2 protein-coding genes are annotated in these 1,508 nt (G+C 41.1%); both read right to left on the bottom strand.

Features of this window, described 5'->3' with window-relative positions; all coding sequences use genetic code 11:
• Positions 1-233: 233 nt before the first annotated feature.
• A complete protein-coding gene (locus ABIB40_RS20630) occupies positions 234-1,112 on the bottom strand; it encodes an IS3 family transposase (protein ID WP_354361838.1) in 879 nt (292 codons plus the stop codon).
• A gap of 29 nt (positions 1,113-1,141) precedes the next feature.
• The gene (locus ABIB40_RS20625; RefSeq protein WP_354361836.1) at positions 1,142-1,468 is read right to left on the bottom strand and encodes a hypothetical protein; all 327 of its coding nucleotides are present in this window, start codon (positions 1,466-1,468) and stop codon (positions 1,142-1,144) included.
• Positions 1,469-1,508 lie beyond the last annotated feature (40 nt).

The raw sequence follows: 1,508 nt of genomic DNA, 5'->3' as shown, positions 1-1,508 counted from the left end.
TGACTCGTCCTGAAAAAAGTTTACACTTTTTGATTTAAAATCCTAATACAAGTTTACACATTTTTTTTAATCCTAAATACCGTTTACATTTGGCAAACCAGGCGAAGCGGAAACGAGCAATGCTGAGGAGCAACCCACTAGGATTAGCCTGGCCAGATAAGCATATAATCCGCTATAGTGTTTACACTTTTAGCGGATTATTTATATGCATTTCTGGAATGCCTCAAAAAAACCTACACCATACAATCCTCCTTTTCTTGTTTTAGCTGCCAGTAGTTCTTCCATCGTTTTTTCAGTTCTCCACTTTTCTGATGAGCTTCCGCGGGTTTCAGATTGTCTATACTACCATGTGGTCTTAGATGATTATAGGTACTGCAAGCAATAGCAATTGCTTTTTGTGCTACCTTATAATCAGGGAATACCTCTTCAAGAAGTTCTTGTTTCAGAATTCCGTTTACCCGTTCGGCAATAGCATTTTCCAGTGGATCACCATTTTCGGTCATGCTGACCTTGATCTTCTTATCCCGCAATAGCTTAACATAAGCATCGCAGCAATATTGCACCTCTCTGTCACTATGATGGATCAATCCGGTTCGCTCGGGATTGCCTATCAAGGCCATCTTTAATGCATTTAAGGGGCCACTTGCGGTCAGATCTATACTTAGGTAAAAGCCAACAATCTTTCTGCTGTAAGCATCCGTTATAAGTGATAGATACGCAAAGCCACTTGCCAAATGAACATATGTTATATCGCTTACCCATAACTGGTTCGGCGCAATAGGCACAAAGTCACGGATGATGTTGGGATACTTCTTAAACCGGTGTTTTGATAGCGTGGTTACAAAGCCCCTACGTTTACGTTTTGTAATCAACAGGCCACGTTCCTGCAATAGGCCGAACATCGCATCCCTGCCTATACGGAAGTTATGGGAGGTTAAAAAACCCTGCATTTCATCCAGTAGTTTACGGGTACCAAGACGCTTTTGATGCTTGCGGTAACGTAATACTTCTTCAATAATAATGTCCGATTCGTATGCTTTCTGCTGAATGAATTTTATGCCCTGATAGTAGGATTGCCTGCTAGTACCAAGCAGCAAACAAAGCTCGTTGATAAAACGAGGCGTACTTTGTTCTACCTGCTCTACCGCTTGGTGCCAGACTTTTTTCGGATATCGATTTTAAGCTGGTCTTCTGCAATATCGATCATGGCATTGAGCAGCTGGTTATGCAGTCTGGCTTTGCGAAGTTCTGCCTGCAAAGCCTTTACATCGGTAGGAAGTGGAGGTTGCTCTACTTCACCGGGTTTTACAAGCATGTTCAATTTTTGCTTTTTACCTTGATACTTCATCACCCACGAATGTATCACTCTAAAATCAAATCCGTACTTCGATTCTAATTTTCTGTAGGTGGTTTGGCCTGCTAAATACTCAGCCACGATAACCTCTTTTTCTATTAATTTTTGCCCCATTTGTTTACATTTTAATGTAAACCTATTTTAGGACGAGACA

The organism is Pedobacter sp. UYP30 (assembly GCF_040547165.1).
Taxonomy (GTDB): Bacteria; Bacteroidota; Bacteroidia; order Sphingobacteriales; family Sphingobacteriaceae; genus Pedobacter.
Note: the sequence above shows the minus strand (reverse complement) of the source record. Positions and strands in the feature narration are given on the sequence as shown.